21 protein-coding genes and 1 pseudogene are annotated in these 22,259 nt (G+C 59.1%); 13 read left to right on the forward strand and 9 right to left on the reverse strand.

Annotation, left to right across the window (positions count from 1 at the left end; all coding sequences use genetic code 11):
• The first annotated feature begins 10 nt into the window (after positions 1–10).
• Entirely contained in the window at positions 11–775 is a 765-nt protein-coding gene (locus tag F8N44_RS09780; protein WP_038357653.1) for an amino acid ABC transporter ATP-binding protein, read from the forward strand.
• 54 nt (positions 776–829) lie between these two features.
• Here the strand turns inward: F8N44_RS09780 and F8N44_RS09785 are convergent, their stop codons facing one another.
• Both F8N44_RS09785 and F8N44_RS09790 read right to left on the reverse strand, forming a co-directional pair.
• On the reverse strand, positions 830–1,318 hold the full coding sequence (locus F8N44_RS09785; protein WP_034154577.1) for a type II toxin-antitoxin system MqsA family antitoxin: 489 nt from the start codon (positions 1,316–1,318) through the stop codon (positions 830–832).
• On the reverse strand, positions 1,315–1,626 hold the full coding sequence (locus F8N44_RS09790; protein WP_077571229.1) for a type II toxin-antitoxin system MqsR family toxin: 312 nt from the start codon (positions 1,624–1,626) through the stop codon (positions 1,315–1,317). The genes F8N44_RS09785 and F8N44_RS09790 overlap by 4 nt, the downstream gene beginning before the upstream one ends.
• A 166-nt stretch (positions 1,627–1,792) precedes the next feature.
• Here F8N44_RS09790 and F8N44_RS09795 point away from each other — a divergent pair, with 166 nt between their 5' ends.
• The 5 genes and pseudogenes from F8N44_RS09795 to F8N44_RS09815 all read left to right on the forward strand — a co-directional run bounded on the left by F8N44_RS09795 (position 1,793) and on the right by F8N44_RS09815 (position 5,817).
• Complete coding sequence (locus F8N44_RS09795; RefSeq protein WP_150650168.1) at positions 1,793–2,452, forward strand: FadR/GntR family transcriptional regulator; 660 nt, start codon at positions 1,793–1,795, stop codon at positions 2,450–2,452.
• Positions 2,442–3,746, forward strand: a pseudogene (locus F8N44_RS09800) (CynX/NimT family MFS transporter). Before F8N44_RS09795 ends, F8N44_RS09800 begins: the two are co-directional and overlap by 11 nt.
• A 238-nt stretch (positions 3,747–3,984) precedes the next feature.
• Positions 3,985–4,455 carry a nuclear transport factor 2 family protein gene (locus F8N44_RS09805; protein WP_077571232.1) on the forward strand — a complete coding sequence of 157 codons (471 nt, stop codon included), beginning with the start codon at positions 3,985–3,987 and terminating at the stop codon, positions 4,453–4,455.
• 39 nt (positions 4,456–4,494) lie between these two features.
• Positions 4,495–4,797 carry a GIY-YIG nuclease family protein gene (locus F8N44_RS09810; RefSeq protein ID WP_064364404.1) on the forward strand — a complete coding sequence of 101 codons (303 nt, stop codon included), beginning with the start codon at positions 4,495–4,497 and terminating at the stop codon, positions 4,795–4,797.
• A gap of 84 nt (positions 4,798–4,881) precedes the next feature.
• Positions 4,882–5,817 (forward strand): glutathione S-transferase family protein, encoded by a 936-nt coding sequence (locus tag F8N44_RS09815; RefSeq protein ID WP_150650169.1) that lies wholly within the window; start codon positions 4,882–4,884, stop codon positions 5,815–5,817.
• Between the two features lie 83 nt (positions 5,818–5,900).
• Here the strand turns inward: F8N44_RS09815 and F8N44_RS09820 are convergent, their stop codons facing one another.
• Both F8N44_RS09820 and yejK read right to left on the reverse strand, forming a co-directional pair.
• Positions 5,901–6,251: a glutaredoxin family protein gene (locus tag F8N44_RS09820; RefSeq protein WP_128614614.1), complete on the reverse strand. Its 351-nt coding sequence runs from the start codon at positions 6,249–6,251 to the stop codon at positions 5,901–5,903.
• Entirely contained in the window at positions 6,251–7,255 is a 1,005-nt protein-coding gene (yejK, locus tag F8N44_RS09825; RefSeq protein ID WP_007909053.1) for a nucleoid-associated protein YejK, read from the reverse strand. Before yejK ends, F8N44_RS09820 begins: the two co-directional genes overlap by 1 nt.
• A gap of 395 nt (positions 7,256–7,650) precedes the next feature.
• On the opposite strand from yejK, the gene F8N44_RS09830 reads away from it, so the two are divergent.
• Positions 7,651–7,932, forward strand: a complete 282-nt coding sequence (locus F8N44_RS09830; protein ID WP_003221909.1) for an HU family DNA-binding protein — start codon at positions 7,651–7,653, stop codon at positions 7,930–7,932.
• A 198-nt stretch (positions 7,933–8,130) separates the two neighbouring features.
• On the opposite strand, the gene rlmF is transcribed toward F8N44_RS09830, so the two are convergent.
• The 5 genes from rlmF to F8N44_RS09855 all read right to left on the reverse strand — a co-directional run bounded on the left by rlmF (position 8,131) and on the right by F8N44_RS09855 (position 14,805).
• Positions 8,131–9,150: a 23S rRNA (adenine(1618)-N(6))-methyltransferase RlmF gene (gene rlmF, locus F8N44_RS09835; RefSeq protein ID WP_150650170.1), complete on the reverse strand. Its 1,020-nt coding sequence runs from the start codon at positions 9,148–9,150 to the stop codon at positions 8,131–8,133.
• Between the two features lie 232 nt (positions 9,151–9,382).
• Positions 9,383–12,229 carry a valine--tRNA ligase gene (locus F8N44_RS09840; protein WP_123595006.1) on the reverse strand — a complete coding sequence of 949 codons (2,847 nt, stop codon included), beginning with the start codon at positions 12,227–12,229 and terminating at the stop codon, positions 9,383–9,385.
• A 195-nt stretch (positions 12,230–12,424) separates the two neighbouring features.
• Positions 12,425–12,820: a DNA polymerase III subunit chi gene (locus F8N44_RS09845; protein ID WP_150650171.1), complete on the reverse strand. Its 396-nt coding sequence runs from the start codon at positions 12,818–12,820 to the stop codon at positions 12,425–12,427.
• Positions 12,821–12,828: 8 nt separating this feature from the next.
• Positions 12,829–13,257: a DNA polymerase III subunit chi gene (locus tag F8N44_RS09850; RefSeq protein ID WP_007909049.1), complete on the reverse strand. Its 429-nt coding sequence runs from the start codon at positions 13,255–13,257 to the stop codon at positions 12,829–12,831.
• Positions 13,258–13,314: 57 nt separating this feature from the next.
• Positions 13,315–14,805, reverse strand: a complete 1,491-nt coding sequence (locus F8N44_RS09855; RefSeq protein WP_150650172.1) for a leucyl aminopeptidase — start codon at positions 14,803–14,805, stop codon at positions 13,315–13,317.
• 575 nt (positions 14,806–15,380) lie between these two features.
• Between F8N44_RS09855 and lptF the strand changes: the two genes are divergently transcribed.
• The 6 genes from lptF (at position 15,381) to era (ending at position 22,143) form a co-directional block, all read left to right on the forward strand.
• Positions 15,381–16,502 carry an LPS export ABC transporter permease LptF gene (gene lptF / locus F8N44_RS09860; protein WP_150650173.1) on the forward strand — a complete coding sequence of 374 codons (1,122 nt, stop codon included), beginning with the start codon at positions 15,381–15,383 and terminating at the stop codon, positions 16,500–16,502.
• On the forward strand, positions 16,495–17,556 hold the full coding sequence (gene lptG / locus F8N44_RS09865) for an LPS export ABC transporter permease LptG (protein WP_141128896.1): 1,062 nt from the start codon (positions 16,495–16,497) through the stop codon (positions 17,554–17,556). Before lptF ends, lptG begins: the two co-directional genes overlap by 8 nt.
• Before the next feature lie 173 nt (positions 17,557–17,729).
• Entirely contained in the window at positions 17,730–19,529 is a 1,800-nt protein-coding gene (gene lepA, locus F8N44_RS09870) for a translation elongation factor 4 (protein ID WP_038357686.1), read from the forward strand.
• A 5-nt stretch (positions 19,530–19,534) separates the two neighbouring features.
• Complete coding sequence (gene lepB / locus F8N44_RS09875; RefSeq protein ID WP_038357688.1) at positions 19,535–20,389, forward strand: signal peptidase I; 855 nt, start codon at positions 19,535–19,537, stop codon at positions 20,387–20,389.
• A gap of 169 nt (positions 20,390–20,558) precedes the next feature.
• On the forward strand, positions 20,559–21,248 hold the full coding sequence (rnc, locus tag F8N44_RS09880) for a ribonuclease III (protein WP_016986099.1): 690 nt from the start codon (positions 20,559–20,561) through the stop codon (positions 21,246–21,248).
• On the forward strand, positions 21,241–22,143 hold the full coding sequence (gene era, locus F8N44_RS09885; protein ID WP_016771562.1) for a GTPase Era: 903 nt from the start codon (positions 21,241–21,243) through the stop codon (positions 22,141–22,143). Before rnc ends, era begins: the two co-directional genes overlap by 8 nt.
• Positions 22,144–22,259: the final 116 nt, after the last annotated feature.

Consider the following 22,259-nt stretch of genomic DNA (forward strand, 5'->3'; position numbering starts at 1 on the left):
AGTTGTGTAAATGAGTGAAGCAATCAAAAAGCCTGCAGGTCCTGAAGGCATTATTCAGATGCAGGGCGTCAACAAGTGGTACGGCCAGTTCCACGTGCTCAAAGACATCAACCTCAACGTCAAACAGGGCGAGCGTATCGTTCTGTGCGGCCCGTCGGGTTCCGGCAAGTCCACGACGATTCGTTGCCTCAATCGACTGGAAGAGCACCAGCAGGGCCGCATCGTCGTCGACGGCGTGGAACTGACCAACGACCTCAAGCAGATCGAAGCGATCCGCCGCGAAGTCGGCATGGTGTTCCAGCACTTCAACCTGTTCCCGCACCTGACCATTCTGCAGAACTGCACCCTGGCGCCGATGTGGGTACGCAAGATGCCCAAGCGCAAGGCCGAGGAAATCGCCATGCATTACCTGGAACGCGTACGCATTCCAGAGCAGGCGCACAAGTTTCCGGGACAACTGTCCGGTGGTCAGCAGCAGCGTGTGGCAATCGCCCGCGCCCTGTGCATGAAGCCGAAAATCATGCTGTTCGATGAGCCGACTTCAGCGCTCGATCCAGAGATGGTGAAGGAAGTACTCGACACCATGATCGGTCTGGCTGAAGACGGCATGACCATGCTTTGCGTGACTCACGAAATGGGTTTTGCCCGCACCGTGGCCAACCGCGTGATCTTCATGGACAAGGGTGAAATCGTTGAGCAGGCGGCGCCGAATGACTTCTTCGATAATCCGCAGAATGAGCGGACGAAGTTGTTCTTGAGTCAGATTTTGCATTGATGGTTTGTGTGTAAAAACGAACCCGGCCTTGTGCCGGGTTTGTTTTTTTGTGGGTCAGGAAACGGTGAGGGTTTCGTGTTCCTTGTGTACGGTGTGCGTGAAACCTCGCAGGTCTGCGCCTTCAGCCAAGGTCTGGATATCGACGAGCATGTAGGGATGACGATCCAATAGACGCATCAGCAGCACCAATGCTTTGGGTGGAAGTAACTCGCCGCGTTCGTAGCGAGAGAATGCGTTATGCCCGCCACCAGAGAGCAGTTGCACCGTCTCTTTCTGCGTCAGGTGCAATTTGCGTCGAATACGTTTCATCTCGGCGCCGATCATTTGTCTGCCAGCGAGAACCAGCTCGTCACCGGCATCACAATAACGCTCAGCACTATCGGTGTCGAAATCCCATTCCACTTCACCGCACTTCTGGCACTCCCAACCAGATAAATCGTCTACTCGGCGCTCCATGCCTTTGACACTCAGGGTTTCTCCGCGACCCTGGAAATGCCTCATTCCCTCACGTGCACCGCAGCTGACACATTGCTGGGTTTTCATGGGTTTTTCTCCTTGAAGGAGATTACCGGTGGGCTGCCGCCGGGGCGGTAGGTCACCTTGATGTAAATCTCCTGATCTCGTGAATTGATGTGATACACGTCTTGCCAGATTCGATGATCGTCATAAGTAGTCATCGATTTGTACAACATCCTGGTTTGTAGCTCGAAAACGATCTCTAGCATTTCGCTGAGGTTGAAGCCGAGCTTCTCCGCTGATTTGACCGAAGCTTTGGTGAAAGCTTTTTGACCTAACCGCCTCACCTCAGCCTTGATCACCGCCAGCTCATAATGGGGTGTGTTCTTTTCCATAAGAAACCAAAACCCTGTCCCTGAAATTACCCTTAAAGGGTAATTTTCACCAATCGAAAATGCCGCTCCATGTGTCTCCAATTGACCCTAGGTGGTTGCCGTCCTACACGGGTCTGACTAACATGTCAGAAAATTCATCCTATGATTGGATGAAAGGGCGAATCCTATGTCAGACATTTCTCCACTCATCAAACGATCCCTGGTCGACCAGGCCTTGGATCAACTCCGTCAGCGCATCAACAGTGGTGCCTGGCAGGTTGGCGAGCGGTTGCCGACCGAACCCGAGCTCTGTGCCGAGTTGGGCATCAGTCGCAACACCGTGCGCGAAGCCATGCGCGTGCTGGCGTTTTCCGGATTGATCGAGATTCGCCAGGGCGATGGCAGTTACTTGCGCGCGGTGGTCGATCCGCTCGACACGCTGAAAGCCTTGTCGCGCTGCTCGCTCGATCAGGCGCGGGAAACCCGCCATATCCTCGAAGTCGAAGCGATCGGGTTGGCAGCATTGCGCCGCACTGACGAAGACCTCGTCGCATTGCGCGAAGCTCTTGGCACCAGCGGCAGTCACTACCACGGCGATCTCGACACCTACATCGCTTGCGATCTGGTGTTCCACCGTCGCTTGGTCGACGCCGCGCACAACCCGACCCTCAGCGAGTTGTATCGCTATTTCTCCAGCATCGTCGGCGCGCAACTGCGCCAGACCCTGAACATCGTCCCGCGCCGTCAGGAAGTGTTCGACCTGCACATCGAGTTGCTCGATGCGGTCGAGCAACGCGACCCGGAACGGGCCAAAGCTTTGTCGAGGCAATTGATCAATGAACCTTGAAACCGAGAAATCCATGTCCCGCAACGAGATATCCACAACCCCCAAGCGCACGGCAGAACTTGAAGAACTGCTGATCGACGCCGAGGCCGATGACGAACAAGTGCAGCAAAGCCATCCGCTGGTGCGTCGGCCGTGGCTGTTGCTGCTGGGTCTGATTCTGGTGGCGCTGAACCTGCGTCCGGCGCTGTCGAGCATGGCGCCGCTGCTCAGCGACGTTTCCAAAAGCCTTGGATTATCGGCAGCTCAGGCCGGTTTGCTGACTACGTTGCCGGTGCTCTGCCTGGGGTTGTTCGCCCCGCTGGCGCCGATTCTGGCGCGGCGTTTTGGCGCTGAACGGGTGGTGTTGGGTATTCTGCTGACACTGGCCGGCGGGATCATTTTGCGCAGTAACTTCGGTGAGATCGGCCTGTTCGCCGGCAGCGTATTGGGCGGCGCGAGCATCGGCATCATCGGTGTTCTGCTGCCGGGGATCGTCAAGCGCGACTTCGCCAAACACGCCGGCACCATGACCGGCGTGTACACCATGGCGCTGTGTCTGGGCGCAGCGATGGCGGCCGGTTCCAGCGTGCCGCTGAGTGAACACTTCGGTCACAGCTGGGCGATGGGCCTGGGTTTCTGGGTGATTCCGGCGCTGGTTGCAGCGGTGTTCTGGCTGCCGCAAGTCGGGCAAAAACATGGCGCGCACAACGTCGCTTATCGTGTGCGCGGTCTGCTGCGTGATCCGCTGGCCTGGTAGGTGACCTTGTACATGGGCCTGCAATCGTCGCTGGCGTACATCGTGTTCGGCTGGTTGCCGTCGATCCTGATTGGTCGTGGACTGACGCCAACCCAGGCCGGACTGGTGTTGTCCGGTTCGGTGATCATCCAGCTTGCCAGTTCGTTGGCCGCGCCTTGGCTGGCGACGCGTGGCAAGGATCAGCGTCTGGCGATTGTGGTGGTGATGGCGCTGACCCTCGGCGGTCTGTTCGGTTGCCTGTATGCACCGATCGAAGGGCTGTGGGGCTGGGCGATTCTGCTGGGTCTGGGGCAGGGCGGTACGTTCAGTCTGGCGTTGACGCTGATTGTGCTGCGCTCGCGGGACTCGCACGTTGCGGCGAACCTGTCGAGCATGTCTCAGGGCTTCGGTTACACGCTGGCGTCGATGGGGCCGTTCGCGGTCGGCGTGGTGCATGACTGGACCGGTGGCTGGAATGCCGTGGGATGGATCTTCGGCATCATTGGCACCGGCGCGATCATTGCTGGCCTCGGTGCCGGGCGTGCGTTGTACGTGCAAGTGCAAAGCGAGAAGATCTGACACTTAACCCTTTTTTGGGGGCAGTGATATCCAATGTGGGAGCGAGCTTGCTCGCGAAGGCGGTGGTTCAGGCACAGATCGTGTTGCATGTGCCGGCCTCTTCGCGAGCAAGCTCGCTCCCACAGTTTTTGGGGCGCCTTTAATATCTTGCGTGGTATTCGGTGTGCGAATGCCGATAGTGTTTCTACGCATTGCAGATTATGGTGCTGGCACTCTGTACCTATTTTGGAGTTTGCCCATGAGTGAAGCCCACGCCGCGTTGATCACCCGCTTCTACCAGGCCTTCCAGCGCCTCGATGCCGAAGCCATGGCCGCGTGCTACACCGACGATGTAGTGTTCAGCGACCCGGCCTTCGGCGAACTGCGTGGGCGCGATGCCGGCGACATGTGGCGCATGCTCACCACTCGGGCCAAGGATTTCTCGCTGACCTTCGACAACGTCCGCGCCGATGAGCGCAGCGGCGGCGCGCATTGGGTCGCGACCTACCTGTTCAGCCAGACCGGCAACATCGTCATCAACGATATCCAGGCCCGTTTCGTGTTTCGTGACGGCAAGATCTGCGAGCACCACGACCACTTCGATCTGTGGCGCTGGTCACGTCAGGCGCTGGGTTTCAAAGGCCTGCTGCTGGGCTGGACGCCGTTGGTGCGCAACGCTGTACGTGCGCAGGCGTTGAAGGGACTGAAGGCATTTCAGGCCGGTCGCTGATAAGATCGCCGCCTGTTTCCTACACGTCTTGATCCCGAAGTGACCAGCCTTAGCGAAAAAACTGTCGATGTGGCCGAACCCGTGAGCAAGTCCTGGTTCGTCTACCTCGTTCGCGCCGCCAATGGTTCGTTGTACTGCGGGATCAGCGACGACCCGGTGCGTCGTTTCGCCAAGCATCAAAGCGGCAAAGGCGCACGGTTCTTCCTCTCCAGCCCGGCGATGGCGCTGGTTTATACCGAACTGTGCCGCGACAAGAGCGATGCACTGCGCCAGGAACGCTTGATCAAAAAACTCAGAAAGAGCGCCAAGGAATGTCTGGTCGCGTCTTATCAATCTGACTGATTGGTTCCCATCAGGCAGATCTGTAGGCTGCTAAGCAAATGCGCGCTAAGCTGCCGGCTCACTATCTGAGCGGCGGAGCCGAGCATGTCCGAGTTGATTCTCCACCATTACCCGACCTCTCCATTTGCCGAGAAGGCCCGTCTGCTACTGGGCTTCAAAGGCTTGTCGTGGCGCTCGGTGCACATCTCGCCGGTGATGCCGAAACCGGATCTGACCGCGCTGACGGGTGGCTACCGCAAGACACCGGTGCTGCAGATTGGCGCTGACATCTATTGCGACACTTCGCTGATCGCCCGTCGCCTGGAGCAGGAAAAGGCCTTGCCGGCGTTCTTTCCCGAAGGTCAGGAATTTACCGCTGCCAGTTTTGCCACTTGGGCTGATTCGGTGGTGTTTCAGCATGCGGTGAGTCTGGTGTTCCAGCCGGAATCGGTCGCCGTGCGTTTCGCCAAGCTGCCGCCGGAAGCGATCAAAGCTTTTATCGCCGACCGCGCCGGTCTGTTCAGTGGTGGCAGCGCCACGCGTTTGTCTGCCGAACAAGCCAAGCATCAGTGGCCGACCATCATGGCGCGGCTGGAGCAGCAGTTGCAGCGCGAGCAAGGCGACTTCCTGTTCGGCGACCCGTCGATTGCCGACTTTGCATTGGCGCATCCCATGTGGTTCCTGAAAGCGACTCACGTCACGGCTCTACTGGTGGATGAGTATCCGGCGGTTGCAGCCTGGTTGGGCCGAGTCCTGGGCTTTGGCCATGGCGCGGCGAGTGCGATGACCTCGGAGGAGGCGCTGGAGGTTGCACGCAACGCGACACCGGCGGCATTGCCGGATGAGCAGTTTATTGATCCGAATGGATTCAAGGCTGGCCAGCAAGTGGCGATTGCCGCGACGGATTACGGGGTTGATCCGGTGGTGGGTGAGTTGCTGTTTGCCGGCAGCGAAGAGTTGATCATTCGGCGCGAAGACGAGCGTGGCGGTGTGGTGCATGTGCACTTCCCGCGTTTTGGTTTCCGCATCGAAGCCCGCTAAAAGCAAAAGATCGCAGCCTGCGGCAGCTCCTACACAAATCTCATGTAGGAGCCGCCGCAGGCTGCGATCTTTTGATCTTTTCTTTACTTAAGGGCGGCGAGAATCTCGTCCGGGTCAAATCCGCGAATCAACGTGCCGTTGACGTCGATCAACGGAATCCCGCGCCCACCTAATGCCTCGTACGCCTTGCGCGCCTCGGCATCCTTCTCGATGTCGAACTCCTTGAAGGGAATGCCCTTGCTGTCGAGAAAGCGTTTGGTCTGCTTGCAGTAGCCGCACCAGTCGGTGGCGTAGAGCACGACGTTGGCTTGGGCCCGCGTCTGCTCCGAGACCATTTGCGACGGATTGAACACCCGCTCGATCTTGCCCCAGTTCTGATAGACCACGACCACCAGCAGAACCAGCGCGACCTTCTTCAGCACATTGCCGAGCATCAGTTACGCCGCTTCAGCTGATCGGTGAGCGAGGTTGGCAGGCCCTTGATTACCAGAGTGCCAGCTTCTTCGTCGTATTCGATCTTCGAGCCCAGCAAATGCGCTTCAAAGCTGATCGACAGGCCTTCGGCGCGGCCGGTGAATCGACGGAATTGATTCAGGGTGCGTTTGTCCGCCGGAATCTCCGGCGACAGGCCGTAATCCTTGTTGCGGATGTGATCGTAAAAGGCTTTCGGGCGCTCTTCGTCGATCAGCTCGGACAGTTCTTCCAGACCCATCGGTTCGCCGAGCTTGGCCTGGCTGCTGGCGTAATCGACCAGGGTCTTGGTTTTCTCGCGGGCGGATTCTTCCGGCAGGTCTTCGCTCTCGACGAAGTCACTGAAGGCCTTGAGCAGTGTGCGGGTCTCGCCCGGGCCGTCGACGCCTTCCTGGCAACCGATGAAGTCGCGGAAGTACTCCGAAACCTTTTTGCCGTTCTTGCCTTTGATGAACGAGATGTACTGCTTGGATTGCTTGTTGTTCTGCCACTCTGAGACGTTGATCCGCGCCGCCAGGTGCAACTGACCGAGGTCGAGGTGGCGCGACGGGGTCACGTCCAGTTCATCGGTCACTGCCACGCCTTCGCTGTGGTGCAGCAGGGCGATGGCCAGGTAATCGGTCATGCCTTGCTGATAGTGGGCGAACAGCACATGGCCGCCGACCGACAGGTTCGATTCTTCCATCAGCTTTTGCAAGTGCTCGACCGCGACCTTGCTGAACGCGGTGAAGTCCTTGCCGCCCTCCATGTATTCCTTCAGCCAGCCGCTGAACGGGAACGCGCCGGACTCCGGATGGAACAGACCCCAGGCTTTGCCCTGTTTGGCGTTGTAGCTCTCGTTGAGGTCGGCGAGCATGTTCTCGATGGCTGCAGACTCGGCCAGTTCCGTGTCACGGGCGTGCAGAACTGCGGGCGTGCCGTCGGGTTTTTTGTCGATCAGGTGGACGATGCAATGACGGATCGGCATGGGCTTCTCGGCTGTTGGAAGGGAGGAGGGCGGGCTCCCCCGAAAAAGCGCCCAGTGTACCGCAACCACTGGTTTTGGCGCGGGTTGTAGGGCAAAACCGGGGCGTGCCCTGGCGCTTATGCAGTTTTTTACCGATTTAGCGCAATAAAGCTGACCAAATGGGTAGCTAGAGGCGGATATTTCCCCGGCTCTGTGCTAGTTTTGCCCGGTCTTACGCGAAGTCACTGCGTTAAGCGTGCAATCAGCATTTGTCAGGTCGAACCAAACCCTGATTTCGGTATCTATAACCCGACTCGTCGTGGTTATCGCCGAGGGTGCCAGATCCAGAAGATCGGGCTCGATGGCTGACACTGCACTCTGCAATCCATATGAATTTGATAGGGAAGGAACACTACATGGCTCTTACTAAAGACCAACTGATCGCCGACATCGCTGAAGCTATCGACGCGCCGAAAACCACCGCGCGTAACGCTCTGGACCAACTGGGCCAAATCGTTGCCGATCAGCTGGAAAACGGCGGCGAAATCACCTTGCCAGGTATCGGCAAGCTGAAAGTGACCGAGCGTCCTGCCCGCACTGGCCGTAACCCTTCGACTGGCGCTGCCATCGAAATCCCTGCAAAGAAAGTGATCAAGCTGGTTGTGGCCAAAGGCCTGACCGACGCTGTGAACAAGTAAGACGCAGCGATAAAAAAACCGTGCTCCGGAGTGATCCGGGCACGGTTTTTTTGTGTCTGCGATTTGGCGAGGAATAACACCGCCTTGTAGGAGCTGTCGAGTGAAACGAGGCTGCGATCTTTTGATCTTGTTCTTCACAGGATCAAGATCAAAAGATCGCAGCGTGCCGCAGCTCCTACAGGGGCATCTGCGCAGCTATCAGCGAACCCAGCGCTCGCGGCGCCAGATCTGCTGCTCGGACTTGGTCTGGAAGGTCCAGGCCACAAAGCGGCTCTGCTTCTGCCCTTGAGACATCTCCACGACCTGGCTTTCCAGCACGCCGGCCTTTTTCAGCGCGGTTTCGATAGCCGGCAGGTTTGACGCTTTCGACACTAAGGTGCTGAACCACAGCACCTTATGCTGGAAGTTCGCACTCTCGGCGATCAATTGCGTCACGAAGCGCGCTTCACCGCCTTCACACCACAGCTCAGCCGACTGACCGCCGAAGTTCAGCACTGGCAGTTTACGTTTCGGGTCGGCCTTGCCCAGCGCACGCCATTTGCGCTCGCTGCCCTTGGTCGCTTCATCCATCGAAGCGTGGAACGGCGGATTGCACATGGTCAGGTCAAAGCGCTCGCCCGGTTCCAGCAAGCCGATCAGGATGTGCTTGCGGTTTTCCTGCTGGCGCAGCTGGATGACCTTGCTCAGATCGTTGGACTGGACGATGGCACGGGCGGCAGCCACGGCGGTCGGATCGATCTCCGAGCCAAGGAAGTGCCAGCGGTATTCGCTGTTGCCGATCAGCGGATACACGCAGTTGGCGCCCATGCCGATGTCCAGCACGTTGACGATCGCGCCACGCGGGACCTTGCCGTCATTCATGCTCGCCAGCAAATCGGCGAGGAAATGCACGTAATCGGCACGGCCCGGCACCGGTGGGCAGAGGTAATCCGCCGGAATGTCCCAATGCTGGATGCCATAAAACGACTTGAGCAGCGCCCGGTTGAACACGCGCACCGCATCGGGGCTGGCGAAGTCGATGCTTTCCTTGCCGTACGGGTTGGTGATCACAAACTTCGCCAGTTCCGGCGTGGTCTTGATCAGCGCCGGGAAGTCGTAACGACCCTGATGGCGATTGCGCGGGTGCAGGCTGGCCTTTTCACGCGGCTCGACGGTCTTGGCCGGGGTCGCGGAGTCAGGCTTCTTGCGCGCAGGTTTGGGTGTGCGGGGGGCGTTCATGGGCGTGGTCGATTCGGGTATGGCTGAAAGTGGCGGGTATTGTCCCACATCTCAAGGCAACACCGTTCAAACTGTGGGAGCGAGCCTGCTCGCGAAGGCGGTTTCACATCCAGCGGATGTGTCGACTGACATACCGCTTTCGCGAGCAGGCTCGCTCCCACAGGGGATTTGTGGTGATCAGGAATAAAAAAGGGAGGCCACCAGGGCCTCCCTTTTTTATTGCGATTTACCGTTACAGGCTGGCAATCCGCGCATGCTGCTCGGCCAGTTTGCCCAAGGCTTGTTCCGCCTCGGCCAGTTTGGCGCGTTCCTTCTCGATGACTTCGGCCGGGGCCTTGTCGACGAAACCGGCGTTGGACAGTTTGCCGCCAACGCGCTGGACTTCACCCTGCAGACGCAGGATTTCCTTGTCCAGACGTGCCAGTTCGGCACCCTTGTCGATCAGGCCGGCCATCGGCACCAGCACTTCCATCTCGCCAACCAGTGCGGTGGCGGACAGCGGGGCTTCTTCGCCAGCCTGCAGAACGGTGATCGATTCCAGACGCGCCAGTTTCTTCAGCAGCGCTTCGTTCTCGGTCAGGCGGCGCTGGTCTTCAGCGCTGACATTCTTCAGGTAGATCGGCAGTGGCTTGCCCGGGCCGATGTTCATTTCGCCACGGATGTTGCGCGTGCCGAGCATCAGTTCCTTGAGCCATTCGATGTCGTCTTCGGCCGCCGGATCAATGCGCTCTTCGTTGGCCACTGGCCACGCTTGCAGCATGATCGTCTTGCCCTGAATGCCGGCCAGCGGCGCGATGCGCTGCCAGATTTCTTCAGTGATGAACGGCATGAACGGATGCGCCAGACGCAACGCCACTTCCAGTACGCGAACCAGCGTACGGCGAGTGCCGCGCTGACGCTCAACCGGAGCGTTCTCGTCCCACAGCACAGGCTTGGACAGTTCCAGGTACCAGTCGCAGTACTGGTTCCAGATGAACTCGTACAGTGCTTGCGCGGCGAGGTCGAAACGGAACTGATCGAGTTGACGGGTCACTTCGGCTTCGGTGCGTTGCAGCTGCGAGATGATCCAGCGATCCGCCAGCGACAGCTCGTAGGCTTCGCCGTTCTGGCCGCAGTCTTCGCCCTTGTCCAGAACGTAACGCGCGGCGTTCCAGATCTTGTTGCAGAAGTTGCGATAACCTTCAACGCGGCCCATGTCGAACTTGATGTCGCGACCGGTCGAAGCCAGCGAGCAGAAAGTGAAACGCAAGGCGTCGGTGCCGTAGCTGGCAATACCGTCGGCGAATTCGTCGCGGGTCTGCTTCTCGATTTTCTTCGCCAGTTTCGGCTGCATCATGCCGGAGGTGCGCTTCTGCACCAGTTCTTCCAGCTCGATACCGTCGATGATGTCCAGCGGGTCAAGGACGTTGCCCTTGGACTTGGACATCTTCTGGCCCTGGCCATCACGCACCAGACCGTGCACATAAACGGTCTTGAACGGAACCTGTGGGGTGCCGTCCTCGTTCTTGATCAGGTGCATGGTCAGCATGATCATCCGGGCAACCCAGAAGAAAATGATGTCGAAGCCCGTCACCAGTACGTCGGTGGAGTGAAATTTCTTCAGGAACTCGGTCTGCTCAGGCCAGCCGAGAGTGGAGAAGGTCCACAGGCCTGAACTGAACCAGGTGTCGAGTACGTCATTGTCCTGTTGCAGCGCAACGTCCGGACCGAGGTTGTGCTTGGCACGCACTTCGGCTTCGTCGCGACCGACGTAGACCTTGCCCGACTCGTCGTACCAGGCCGGAATCCGGTGGCCCCACCACAGCTGACGGCTGATGCACCAGTCCTGGATGTCGCGCATCCACGAGAAGTACATGTTTTCGTACTGCTTCGGCACGAACTGGATACGGCCGTCTTCAACAGCGGCAATCGCAGGTTCGGCCAGCGGCTTGGTCGACACGTACCACTGGTCAGTCAGCCACGGCTCGATGATAGTGCCGGAACGGTCGCCTTTCGGTACTTTCAGGCCGTGGTCGTTGACACTGACCAACAGGCCGGCGGCGTCGAACGCAGCAACGATTTGCTTGCGTGCTTCGAAACGCTCAAGACCGGCGTATTCGGCCGGAATCGCGCCGTCGATGCTGTCGTTCAGCGTACCGTCGAGGTTGAACACCTGCGCCGCTGGCAGCACGTTGGCGTTCTTGTCGAAGATGTTCAGCAGCGGCAGGTTGTGGCGCTTGCCGACTTCGTAGTCGTTGAAATCGTGGGCCGGGGTGATTTTCACGCAGCCGGTGCCGAACTCAGGATCGCAGTAATCGTCGGCGATGATCGGGATGCGGCGGCCAACCAGAGGCAGCTCGACGAATTTTCCGATCAGGGCTTGGTAGCGCTCGTCGTTCGGGTTCACCGCAACGGCGGAGTCGCCGAGCATGGTTTCCGGACGGGTGGTCGCGACGATCAGGAAGTCGTTGCCGTCAGCGGTTTTCGCGCCGTCGGCCAGCGGGTATTTCAGGTTCCACAGGAAACCTTTCTCGTCGTGGTTTTCCACTTCGAGGTCGGAAATCGCCGTGTGCAGCTTGGTGTCCCAGTTGACCAGACGCTTGCCGCGGTAGATCAGACCGTCTTCGTGCAGGCGCACGAACGCTTCTTTAACCGCTTCCGAGAGGCCATCGTCCATGGTGAAGCGCTCGCGGCTCCAGTCCACGGACGAGCCGAGGCGGCGGATCTGACGGCTGATGTTGCCGCCGGACTGATCCTTCCATTCCCAGACTTTCTCGAGGAATTTTTCGCGGCCCAGATCGTGGCGATTCTGGCCCTGGGCTTCGAGTTGACGCTCCACCAGCATCTGCGTGGCGATACCGGCGTGGTCGGTGCCCGGCTGCCACAGGGTGTTGCGACCCTGCATGCGGCGGAAACGGATCAGGGCGTCCATGATCGCGTTGTTGAAACCGTGACCCATGTGCAGGCTGCCGGTGACGTTCGGCGGCGGGATCATGATGGTGTAGGAGTCGCCCGCGCCTTGCGGGGCGAAGTAGTTCTCGGACTCCCAGGTGTTGTACCAGGAAGTTTCAATGGCGTGCGGCTGGTAGGTCTTATCCATGCGCGGCGGGACCCTATTGGCATTAATTCAGGAAAAGCCGACGAGTATAGCGGGGCATGGGGCCGAGGGCGAGCGGGGCAGGCTGGATGGAGATCTAAATGTAGGAGCTGCCGAAGGCTGCGATCTTTTTGATCTTGTCTTTAAAAAACAAAGGTCAAAAGATCGCAGCCTGCGGCAGCTCCTACATGGGGCGGGTTATTCGTACTGGCTGAGCAGCCGTTCCATACGTGCATCGAGACGGCGTTTGATTTCAGTTTCGATGTGCGGCGCGAAGTCGTCTATCACGTCCTGCATGATCAATTGCGCGGCGGCGCGCAGTTCGCTGTCGAGGTGGAGCAGGGCATCCGGGCCCTTGTTCACCGGCGCCGCTGGTTGCGCTGCAGGTGTCGGGGCTGGCGCGGGTGGTGGTTCGACAGCGGCCGGCTCGTTGCCTACCGAGTCAAACAACATCGGAATCTGTTCCTGTTCGCCATCGTCGACAGTGTCGGTCAGCAGCGGTGGTTGCAGGTTGTCATCGCCGAGCAACTGGCGGATCGATTCGAGATCGTCCAGCAGGTGAGTGGGCTTTTGCTGCGGTTTCGGAGTGTCCATTGGAATGCTCAGAGTCGCTGTAAACGGTGGTCTTGCAGAGGATAGCCCTGTTCGCGGTAGAAACGGAAACTCTCCCGCGCGGCCGCCCGAATCGTCGGATCTTCTACCACCACTTCCGCCACCCGGGCGAATTTGCTGGCGAAGGCCGGGACTTTCAGGTCGAGATTGACCAGTAAATCCTGATGCTGACCGCAGTCATCACCCAATCCCAACACAATCAAGCCGTCCGGTTCGCTGTCGGCCGGGCCATGCGGCACGAACGTTTCGCCCTTGAATGCCCACAGACGCGCATCGAGATCGTCGCGCTGAGCCGCGTCGCTGCAATGCAGGTAGATGCGATGGCCCATGCGCCAGGCTTTCTCGGTGAGCTTGCAGGCAAAGTCCAGGCGAGCCGAAGGATCGGCGCTGGGCAGGATATAAAAGTCGACTTTGGTCATTGCGGTTCCAGAGCAGCAAGCGGCGTCACCCGAAAGTGACGCCGCTCGTCAGCGGGTTCAGGCTTTGGCGCGATCCAGCAGGTACTGGGTCAGCAGGGGTACTGGACGACCAGTAGCGCCCTTGTCCTTGCCGCCGCTGGTCCACGCGGTGCCGGCGATGTCCAGGTGCGCCCAGTTGAGATTCTTGGTGAACCGCGACAGGAAGCACGCAGCGGTGATGGTGCCGGCTTTCGGCCCACCGATGTTGGCGATGTCGGCGAACGGGCTGTCCAGTTGTTCCTGGTATTCGTCGAACAGCGGCAACTGCCAGGCACGGTCGTCTGCAGCCTTGCCGGCGCTGAGCAGTTGATCGATCAGTTCGTCGTTGTTGCCCAGCAGGCCCGAAGTGTGGGCGCCCAAGGCAACGACGCAAGCGCCGGTCAGGGTGGCGATGTCGATGACGGCTTGTGGCTTGAAACGCTCGGAGTAGGTCAGCGCATCGCACAGCACCAGACGGCCTTCGGCGTCGGTGTTGAGGATTTCCACGGTCTGGCCGCTCATGGTGGTGACGATGTCGCCCGGGCGCGAAGCGTTGCCGCTCGGCATGTTCTCGGCGCAGGCGAGGATGCACACCAGGTTGATCGGCAGTTTCAGTTCAAGCACGGCACGCAGGGTACCGAACACGGAGGCCGCGCCGCCCATGTCGTACTTCATTTCGTCCATGCCGGCGCCTGGTTTCAGGCTGATGCCGCCGGTGTCGAAGGTGATGCCTTTACCGACCAGGGCGTACGGCTTCTCGGATTTCTTGCCGCCGTTGTATTGCATGACGATCAGGCGCGGCGGTTGCTCGCTGCCCTGGCCGACGGCGTAGAACGAGCCCATACCGAGGGATTTGATCTTCTTCTCGTCGAGGACTTCGACTTTCAGATCCTTGAACTCTTTGCCCAGATTCTTGGCTTGTTCGCCGAGGAAGGTCGGGTGGCAGATGTTCGGCGGCAGGTTGCCCAGGTCGCGGGTGAAGGCCATGCCATTGGCGATCGCGGTCGCGTGGTTCACGGCGCGCTGCACTTCGGCTTGCGCGGCCTTGATGGTCAGCAGGGTGATTTTCTTCAGCGCGCGCGGTTCGGCTTTCTGGCTCTTGAACTGGTCGAAGGTGTATTCGCCGTCCACCAGAGTTTCCGCCAGCAGACGGGTTTTGCCGTAGCTGTCACGGTTTTTGACAATGATTTCATCCAGCGCCAGTACGGCGTCGCTGCCGCCCAGGCCCTTCAGGGTGTTGAGGATGCCGGCAACGATTTTGCGGAACGGGCGGTCACCCAGTTCTTCATCCTTGCCCACGCCGACCAGCAGCACGCGCTCGGCTTTGAGGTTTGGCAGGCTGTGCAGCAACAGGCTCTGGCCGACTTTGCCGGCCAGATCGCCACGCTTGAGGACGGCGCTGATCGCGCCACCGCTCAGTTCGTCGACCTGTCTGGCCGCGACACCGAGTTTGCGGCCTTCGCCGACAGCAACCACCAGGGTGGCGGTTTTCAACGTTTCTGGGCTAACGCTTTTTACAACCAGTTCCATGTCCGGATCCCTGAATGAATGGTCAGAACGCAGGCGTTCGACGGTGTCCGCAGTCGCCTGCTTATAAATAGAAGAGGCGCAGGCCAAAGCCTGCGACAAGGGCCGCAGTTTGAACCTCGCTCCCCGCGCCTGACAACCCTAGGGGGCGTTCTCAATTAGTTTTCACACCGCGTTGTCGCCTTAAAGCCAGCCAGGCAAGGCGCAGGCCGCTGGGAATGGTTGTTCCCTTTCCAAGGCCTGCAACGCAGACTGGCCGGCTTTAAGGCACAACCCGAAGGGCCGGGCCTGCTGTTGTGCAGGGCTGCGTTGCTCGAAGCTTATTTGGAATGACCAAACCACGCTTCTCGCGCCTTGCCCTGCACAACAGCAGACCCGGCGCGGTGTAAAAACTATTGAGAACGCCCCCTAGGTTGTACGATCTGCAAAGGATTACAGACATGGATGAGTGTGCGCAGTGACAGGCGCCCCCAATCACAGGATAATGCCGCATCTTTTTTCGACGGCTCTGCGTTGCGGGCCGGTCGATGTGTTTGCTTGTTTGGCCGCCTTAGCCTGACAACCCTGGAGTGTCTGGTTTGATCGTCTTCCGTTATCTGTCCCGCGAAGTCCTGCTGACCCTCAGCGCCGTGAGTGCCGTGCTGCTGGTCATCATCATGAGCGGTCGCTTCATCAAATATCTTGCTCAGGCCGCTGCCGGCCAGCTCGATCCGGGCTCGCTGTTCCTGATCATGGGCTATCGTCTGCCGGGGTTCCTGCAACTGATTCTGCCGCTGGGCCTGTTCCTCGGGATCCTGCTGGCGTACGGTCGCCTGTATCTTGAAAGCGAAATGACCGTGCTGTCGGCCACCGGCATGAGCCAGCAGAAGCTGTTTCGCATGACCCTGTTCCCGGCGACCCTGGTCGCACTGGTCGTGGCATGGCTGAGCCTGGGTCTGGCCCCGCAAGGCGCCAACCAGTTTCAGTTGCTGCTGAACAAGCAGGACGCGCTGACTGAATTCGATACCCTTGAACCGGGGCGTTTCCAGGCCTTGCGTGATGGCACTCGGGTGACATACACCGAGACCCTGAGCGACGATCGCGTCAATCTGGGTAGCGTATTCATTTCGCAGAAGAACCTCGGTGCCGATCAAAAGGATCGCGGGATTTCCGTGCTGGTGGCCGAAAGCGGTCGCCAGGAAGTGCGCCCCGACGGCAATCGCTATCTGATCCTCGATAACGGCTACCGCTACGACGGCAGCCCGGGTCAGGCCGATTACCGTGCCATTCACTACGAAACCTACGGTGTGTTGCTGCCCAAACCGGACGTCAGCGAAGAAGTCACCGACCGTGACGCCATGCCGACCTCGTCTCTGCTGGGCAGCGATGACATCCGCTCCAAAACCGAACTGCAATGGCGTTTGTCCCTGCCGTTGCTGGTGTTTATCGTGACCCTGATGGCGGTGCCGCTGTCGCGAGTCAATCCGCGCCAAGGGCGTTTCCTCAAGCTGCTGCCGGCGATTCTTCTTTATATGGCTTACCTGACCATCCTGATTGCCGCGCGCGGCGCCCTCGAGAAGGGCAAGATCCCGCCGGCCCTTGGTCTGTGGTGGGTGCATGCGATCTTCTTGTTCATCGGCCTTGGCCTGCTCTATTGGGAGCCGCTACGCCTGAAGATGGCCAGCCGTCGCTCCGCAGCGCTGGAGGTGGCCCGTGGTTAAACTCGACCGCTACATCGGCAGCAGCGTGTTCATGGCGATCATCGCCGTGCTCGCAATCATCCTTGGTCTGGCAACGCTTTTCGCATTCATCGATGAGATGGGTGATGTCAGCGACACCTACACCCTCGTTGATGTCCTCAGCTTCGTGCTGCTGACTGCGCCACGCCGTCTCTATGAAATGTTGCCGATGGCCGCGTTGATCGGTTGCCTGATCGGCCTCGGCAGTCTGGCCAGCAGCAGTGAGCTGACCGTCATGCGCGCCGCTGGCGTGTCCATCGGCCGGATCGTCTGGGCGGTGATGAAGCCAATGCTGGTGCTGATGCTGGCTGGCGTGCTGATCGGCGAATACGTTGCTCCGGCGACCGAAAGCATGGCGCAGGCCAACCGTTCGCTGGCGCAAGGCAGCGGCGACGCGCAAAGCGCCAAGCACGGTATGTGGCACCGTCAGGGTGAGGAGTTCATCCACATCAACGCCGTGCAACCGAACGGTCTGTTGTATGGCGTGACTCGCTATCACTTCGACAAGGAGCGCCATCTGCTGAGTTCAAGCTTCGCCAAGAAGGCCGAGTTTGACGGCACCAAGTGGCAGCTCACCGACGTTGCCACCACGCTGTTCCATGAGCGCAGCACTGAAGTCGTCAATGCCCCGAGCGAGCAATGGGATGTGGCGTTGAGCCCGCAACTGCTCAGCACCGTGGTCATGGCCCCTGAATCGCTGTCGATCAGCGGTCTGTGGGGTTACATCCACTATCTGTCCGAGCAAGGCCTGAGCAACGGTCGTTACTGGCTGGCATTTTGGGTCAAGGTGTTGCAGCCGCTGGTGACCGCTGCACTGGTGCTGATGGCGATTTCCTTCATCTTCGGCCCGCTACGCTCGGTGACCCTCGGCCAGCGCGTGTTTACCGGCGTGCTGGTGGGCTTCACCTTCCGTATCGTTCAGGATTTGCTTGGCCCGTCGAGCCTGGTGTTCGGTTTCTCGCCGCTGTTCGCGGTGCTGGTGCCGGCCGGTGTCTGTGCACTGGCAGGTGTCTGGCTGCTGCGAAGAGCCGGTTGATGACAGGCGATTGACCTGTGCTTTAAACCTCGAAAACGCCTCGGTCGACAGATCGGGGCGTTTTTGCATGCAATCCGGGTGACAGGCGAACGTGACGCTTGCGCCGTGTATCAGGTACAATTCCCGGCTATTTTTCGGCGGGCTATGCCTGCAGCCTTTTTGAGTGTTGATCCGTGAGTGATTTGAGTCATATCCGCAATTTCTCCATCATCGCCCACATTGACCATGGCAAGTCGACGCTGGCCGATCGCTTCATCCAGATGTGCGGCGGCCTGGCCGAGCGTGAAATGGAGGCCCAGGTACTGGATTCCATGGATCTGGAGCGTGAACGCGGGATCACCATCAAGGCCCACAGCGTCACCCTTTATTACACGGCCAAAGATGGCATCAAGTACCAGCTGAACTTCATTGACACCCCGGGCCACGTCGACTTCACCTATGAAGTCAGCCGTTCCCTGGCCGCGTGTGAAGGTGCACTGCTGGTGGTCGACGCCGGTCAAGGCGTTGAAGCCCAGTCCGTGGCCAACTGCTACACCGCCATCGAGCAAGGCCTCGAGGTCATGCCGGTGCTGAACAAGATCGACCTGCCGCAGGCTGATCCTGATCGCGTCAAAGACGAAATCGAGAAGATCATCGGCATCGACGCCACCGACGCCGTCACCTGCAGCGCCAAGACCGGCCTGGGTGTCGACGAAGTGCTCGAGCGTCTGGTGCACACCATTCCTGCGCCGACCGGCAACATCGAAGATCCGCTGCAAGCGTTGATCATCGACTCCTGGTTCGACAACTACCTGGGCGTTGTCTCCCTGGTGCGTGTACGTCATGGCCGCGTGAAGAAGGGCGACAAGATCCTCGTCAAGTCCACCGGCAAGATCCATCTGGTCGACAGCGTTGGTGTATTCAACCCGAAACACACCGCCACGTCTGACCTCAAGGCCGGCGAAGTGGGCTTCATCATCGCCAGCATCAAGGACATTCACGGTGCACCGGTCGGTGACACCCTGACCCTGAGCTCGACCCCGGACGTTGAAGTGCTGCCCGGCTTCAAACGCATCCAGCCACAGGTTTACGCCGGTCTGTTCCCGGTCAGCTCCGACGACTTCGAGGATTTCCGCGAAGCGCTGCAGAAGCTGACCCTCAACGACTCGTCGCTGCAGTACACCCCGGAAAGCTCCGACGCACTGGGCTTCGGCTTCCGTTGCGGCTTCCTTGGCATGCTGCACATGGAGATCATTCAGGAGCGTCTCGAGCGCGAGTACGATCTGGACCTGATCACCACGGCGCCAACGGTAATTTTCGAGCTGGTGCTGAAAACCGGTGAAACGATTTACGTCGACAACCCATCCAAGCTACCGGATGTGTCGTCGATCGAAGACATGCGCGAGCCGATCGTGCGCGCCAATATTCTGGTGCCGCAGGAACACCTGGGCAACGTTATCACCCTGTGCATCGAGAAGCGCGGCGTTCAAGTCGACATGCTGTTCCTCGGCAATCAGGTGCAAGTCACTTACGACCTGCCGATGAACGAAGTGGTGCTGGACTTCTTCGACCGTCTCAAATCCACCAGTCGCGGCTATGCTTCGCTGGATTACCATTTCGACCGTTACCAATCGGCTAATCTGGTGAAACTGGACGTGTTGATCAACGGCGACAAGGTCGATGCCCTCGCATTGATCGTGCACCGTGACAACTCGCACTACAAAGGTCGCCAGTTGACCGAGAAGATGAAAGAACTGATTCCTCGTCAGATGTTCGACGTGGCGATTCAAGCTGCCATTGGTGGTCAGATCGTTGCCCGGACAACCGTCAAGGCACTCAGAAAGAACGTATTGGCCAAATGCTACGGTGGTGACGTCAGCCGTAAGAAGAAACTGCTCGAGAAGCAAAAGGCCGGTAAGAAACGCATGAAGCAGGTCGGCAACGTGGAAATTCCACAAGAAGCCTTCCTTGCCGTGCTCAGGTTGGATAGTTAGGTCCTATGTCACTAAATTTCCCGCTGTTGCTGGTTATCGCCGTGTTCGTCTGCGGCCTGTTGGCGTTGCTTGATCTGTTGATCCTGGCACCGCGTCGGCGCGCTGCCATTGCCTCCTATCAAGGCAGTGTCAGCCAGCCAGATGTCGTGGTGGTCGAGAAGCTGAACAAAGAGCCGCTGCTGGTTGAATACGGCAAGTCGTTCTTCCCGGTGTTGTTCATCGTGCTGGTGCTGCGTTCGTTCCTCGTGGAGCCGTTCCAGATCCCGTCGGGCTCGATGAAGCCGACCCTGGACGTCGGCGACTTCATTCTGGTGAACAAGTTTTCTTACGGGATCCGCCTGCCGGTGATCGACAAGAAAATCATCGAAGTCGGTGACCCTCAGCGTGGCGATGTGATGGTGTTCCGCTATCCGAGCGATCCGAACGTCAACTACATCAAGCGTGTAGTCGGTCTGCCGGGTGACACGGTGCGTTACACCGCCGACAAGCGTCTGTTCGTCAATGGCGAGTCGATTGCCGAGCAGATGGTCGGCGCCGAGCCGGGCACACTGGGCAGCGCCGAACTGTACAAAGAGAAGCTGGGCGCCGCCGAGCATCTGATCCGTAAGGAAATGAGCCGCTACCGCGCCACGCCGGACCGCTCGTGGACAGTGCCTGCCGGGCACTACTTCATGATGGGCGACAACCGCGACAACTCGAACGACAGTCGCTATTGGGATGATCCGAACATTCCCAAGGATCTGCTGGGCATGGTTCCCGACCAGAATATCGTCGGCAAGGCCTTCGCGGTCTGGATGAGCTGGCCGGAACCGAAACTCAGTCACCTGCCGAATTTCTCGCGGGTTGGCCTGATCAAGTAATCACACACGGCGCTGTTGACCACAGCGCCGAATGCATTTCTGGAGCCGGCACAATCGGCTTCGCAATCGCCAGGATTTAATTTTTGAACACAGCGTTAATTGTCCCAGGCCTGCGCCGCATCCCGGCGATGGCAGTGGAATCCAGCCACGAACTCAGCGTGGGTAAACCGTGAGCGTTTCTCTAAGCCGTCTCGAGCGTCAGCTCGGTTACACCTTCAAGGATCAGGAGCTGATGCTGCTGGCCCTAACGCACCGCAGTTTTGCCGGGCGCAACAACGAACGCCTGGAATTCCTCGGCGATGCCATCCTCAATTTCGTTGCCGGCGAGGCGCTGTTCGACCGCTTCCCGCTGGCCCGCGAAGGCCAGTTGTCGCGTTTGCGCGCACGCCTGGTAAAAGGTGAGACGCTGGCCGTACTGGCGCGTGGTTTTGACCTTGGCGATTACCTGCGACTGGGTTCCGGTGAACTGAAGAGCGGTGGTTTTCGTCGCGAATCGATTCTGGCCGACGCCCTCGAAGCGTTGATCGGTGCGATCTATCTCGATGCCGGCATGGACATGGCGCGTGAGCGCGTACTGGCCTGGCTTGCCGGTGAGTTCGAAGGCCTGACGCTGGTCGACACCAACAAGGATCCGAAAACCCGCCTGCAGGAACACCTGCAATCGCGCGGTTGCGATCTGCCACGCTATGAAGTGGTGGATATCCAGGGCGAGCCGCACTGCCGAACCTTCTTCGTCGAGTGCGAAGTTGTCTTACTGAATGAAAAAAGCCGAGGTCAGGGTGTGAGCCGTCGTATTGCCGAACAGGTAGCGGCCGCTGCAGCACTGATTGCCCTGGGCGTGGAGAATGGCAATGACTGATACAAACGCAACTCGCTGTGGCTATGTTGCCATCGTCGGCCGTCCCAACGTCGGTAAGTCGACGCTGCTGAATCACATCCTCGGCCAGAAACTCGCGATCACTTCGCGTAAGCCGCAGACCACTCGCCACAACATGCTCGGGATCAAAACCGAAGGTGACGTGCAGGCGATCTATGTCGACACCCCCGGCATGCACAAGGGTGGCGAAAAGGCCCTGAACCGTTACATGAACAAGACCGCTTCGGCGGCGTTGAAAGACGTCGATGTGGTGATTTTCGTCGTTGACCGCACCAAGTGGACAGACGAAGACCAGATGGTCCTGGAGCGCGTGCAGTACGTGACCGGCCCGCTGATCGTCGCGCTGAACAAGACCGACCGCATCGAAGATAAAGCCGAGCTGATGCCGCACCTCAGCTGGTTGCAGGAACAACTGCCGAACGCGCAGATCATTCCGATTTCCGCGCAGCACGGGCACAACCTCGAAGCGCTGGAAAAAGTGATTGCCGATCATCTGCCGGAGAACGATCACTTCTTCCCGGAAGACCAGATCACCGACCGCAGCAGCCGCTTCCTCGCCGCTGAACTGGTGCGCGAGAAAATCATGCGCCAGATGGGCGCCGAGCTGCCGTACCAGATCACCGTCGAAATCGAAGAGTTCAAGCAGCAGGGCAAGACCCTGCACATTCATGCTTTGATCCTCGTTGAACGTGACGGCCAGAAGAAGATCATCATTGGCGACAAGGGCGAGCGCATCAAACGCATCGGCACCGAAGCGCGCAAGGACATGGAGCTGCTGTTCGACTCCAAGATCATGCTCAACCTGTGGGTCAAGGTGAAGGGCGGCTGGTCCGACGATGAGCGTGCGCTGCGTTCGCTGGGTTACGGCGACCTGTAAATACGCGGTTGTCGCAACACCGAAGAAACCTGTGGGAGCGAGCTTGCTCGCGAAGAGGATGTAACATTCAGCATTGATGTTGACTGTCACACCGAATTCGCGAGCAAGCTCGCTCC

Source organism: Pseudomonas fluorescens, from assembly GCF_902497745.1.
GTDB classification, from domain to species: Bacteria; Pseudomonadota; Gammaproteobacteria; order Pseudomonadales; family Pseudomonadaceae; genus Aquipseudomonas; species Aquipseudomonas fluorescens_BM.